We start from the raw sequence: 2,413 nt of genomic DNA on the forward strand, positions 1-2,413 counted from the left end.
CGCCGGGGCCGTCCGGGGGGGGGGGCCCGCGGGGGGCGCGGGCCGCGGTGGCCACCGCGACGTCGGCGCGGAGCGCGGCGATCTGGCGGCGCAGTCCGCGGGTGGTGTGCAGGGCCGCGACGCCGACGGCCGTGGCGATGCCTGCGGCCAGCAGTACGGCAAGGGACGTAGCGCTCACTGACAGACTCCCGGTTGCTGATGGTCCCCCGAATTCCTACCTCAGCTTGGCCCGTGTCGTCGCCCGGTGTCAGTGCACAACGTCACGGATTGACCGGGTATAAAGACCCAGACAGCCTGTACCGAACATCGCTGACCTGCACGATCGATGCGCCTCGGGGGCGTTGGTCACATCCTGGGGGAGATTCGGTCACGGCCCGGTGGGTGAGCCGTGCCCCCGCGCCCTGCGGCACGGAGCGCAGCGCGGGGACACGGCTCGGCCAGGGCGGACCGTACGGCGCAGGTCAGGCGCGCGGTGCGGCGCGGGACGGCGCGAAACGGGCGGGGCGCACGGGGCGCGTGACCGGGGCCCGCAGCCAGCGGGACCGGAGCCGGACGGACCGGAGGCCGGGCGACGGTCCTAGCTCAACCGTTCGATGACCATCGCCATGCCCTGGCCACCGCCGACGCACATGGTCTCCAGACCGAACTGCTTGTCGTGCCACTGGAGCGAGTTGATCAGGGTGCCGGTGATCCGCGCACCGGTCATCCCGAAGGGGTGCCCCACGGCGATGGCACCACCGTTGACGTTCAGCCGGTCCAGGTCCACGCCCAGGTCCCGGTACGAGGGGATCACCTGCGCGGCGAACGCCTCGTTGATCTCCACCAGGTCGATGTCGCCGATCCCGAGCCCGGCCCGGCGCAGCGCCTGCCGGGACGCCTCGACCGGCCCGTACCCCATGATCTCCGGCGAGAGCGCGGAGACCCCGGTGGAGACGATCCGGGCGAGCGGGGTCAGCCCCAGCTCGCGGGCCTTGGTGTCGGACATGATCACCAGGGCCGCCGCGCCGTCGTTGAGCGGACAGCAGTTGCCGGCCGTCACCAGTCCGTCCGGCCGGAACGCGGGCTTGAGGCCCTGCACGCCCTCCAGCGTGACGCCCGCGCGCGGCCCGTCGTCCTGGCTGACCACGGTGCCGTCCGGGGTGGTCACCGGGGTGATCTCGCGGGCCCAGAACCCGTCCTTGATCGCCTGCTCGGCCAGGTTCTGCGAACGGACGCCGAACTCGTCCATCTCCCGCCGCGTGATGCCCTTCGCCCGGGCCAGGTTCTCGGCGGTCTGCCCCATCGCGATGTACGCGTCGGGCACCAGCCCGTCGGCGCGCGGGTCGTGCCAGTCGGTGCCCTCCTGCGCGGCCCGGGCCGCGGTGCGCGCCTCGGCGTCGGCGAACAGCGGGTTGTGCGTGCCGGGCATGCCGTCGGACGAGCCGTTGACGCTGCGCGAGACGGTCTCCACGCCGGCCGAGATGAACACGTCGCCCTCGCCCGCCTTGATGGCGTGCAGCGCCATCCGCGAGGTCTGGAGCGAGGAGGAGCAGTAGCGGGTGATGGTGCAGCCCGGCAGGTGGTCCATGCCCAGTTGGACGGCGACGATCCGGCCCAGGTTGTGCCCCTGCTCGCCGCCGGGCAGCCCACAGCCCAGCATCAGGTCGTCGATGTCGCGCGGGTCGAGCTCCGGCACCTTGGCGAGCGCCGCCGCGATGATCCCGGCGGTCAGGTCATCGGGCCTGACGTCCTTGAGCGACCCCTTGAAGGCGCGACCGATGGGCGTACGGGCGGCAGAGACGATCACGGCTTCGGTCATCACGGCTCCTGAGGGGAGGGAGGGCAGGACTGTTCCGGAAGCTACCGGCCCGTAGCCCCGAGGTCACCAGGCGCACGCTGTGATGCGGGCCTCTTTTCTAAGCGCTTGCTCAGGGGGTGGAGCTGGGGTTGGGGGTGGTTGTGGTGCTGGCAGTGGGGGTGGCTCGTGGCGGTGGCTCTGGTGGTGGGGGCTTGGCGTGGTCGTGCTGACCGGCCCCGTGCCGGCCGGCCCCGTGTGGGGTGGGCGGGGCGGTGCGGACGGCCGGCGCGGAGGGTTGGGCCGGCCGGGCCGGCGCCGGCGAGAGGACCCGTGCGTGGCTCACGTGCGTGGCTCACAGGCGGGCAGGTACGTGCGGGCGCGTACGCGCGATGTCCGGCGCGGCTCACGCCCTGCCCGGTGGTGGCCCACGCCCGGCTCCGTGGTGACGCACGCGCGGGCGCGTACGCGCGAGGCGGTCAGGGGCGGGCGACGTACGGCGGGGTTCGGGGGCCGGGCCCGGCCCCGGGGGGGGGGGGGGGGGGGGGGGGGGGGGGGTCCGCCCCCCCCCGCCCCCCCGCCGGGGGGCGGGGGGGGGGTGGGGGGGGGGGGGGGTGATAAAAGGGGGGGGGGGGGGGG

1 protein-coding gene is annotated in these 2,413 nt (G+C 74.4%); it reads right to left on the minus strand.

What is annotated here, in order from left to right; translation table 11 throughout:
- Positions 1 to 577 precede the first annotated feature (577 nt).
- The gene (locus AAHZ94_RS32710) at positions 578 to 1,798 is read right to left on the minus strand and encodes an acetyl-CoA C-acetyltransferase (protein WP_349997337.1); all 1,221 of its coding nucleotides are present in this window, start codon (positions 1,796 to 1,798) and stop codon (positions 578 to 580) included.
- Positions 1,799 to 2,413 lie beyond the last annotated feature (615 nt).

Source organism: Streptomyces sp. HSW2009, from assembly GCF_040240285.1.
Classification (GTDB): domain Bacteria; phylum Actinomycetota; class Actinomycetes; order Streptomycetales; family Streptomycetaceae; genus Streptomyces.

Coding starts and splice junctions, on each gene's coding strand:
- AAHZ94_RS32710 (WP_349997337.1), bottom strand. CDS start 1,798: ATGACCGAAGCCGTGATCGTCTCTGCCGCCCGTACGCCCATCGGTCGC.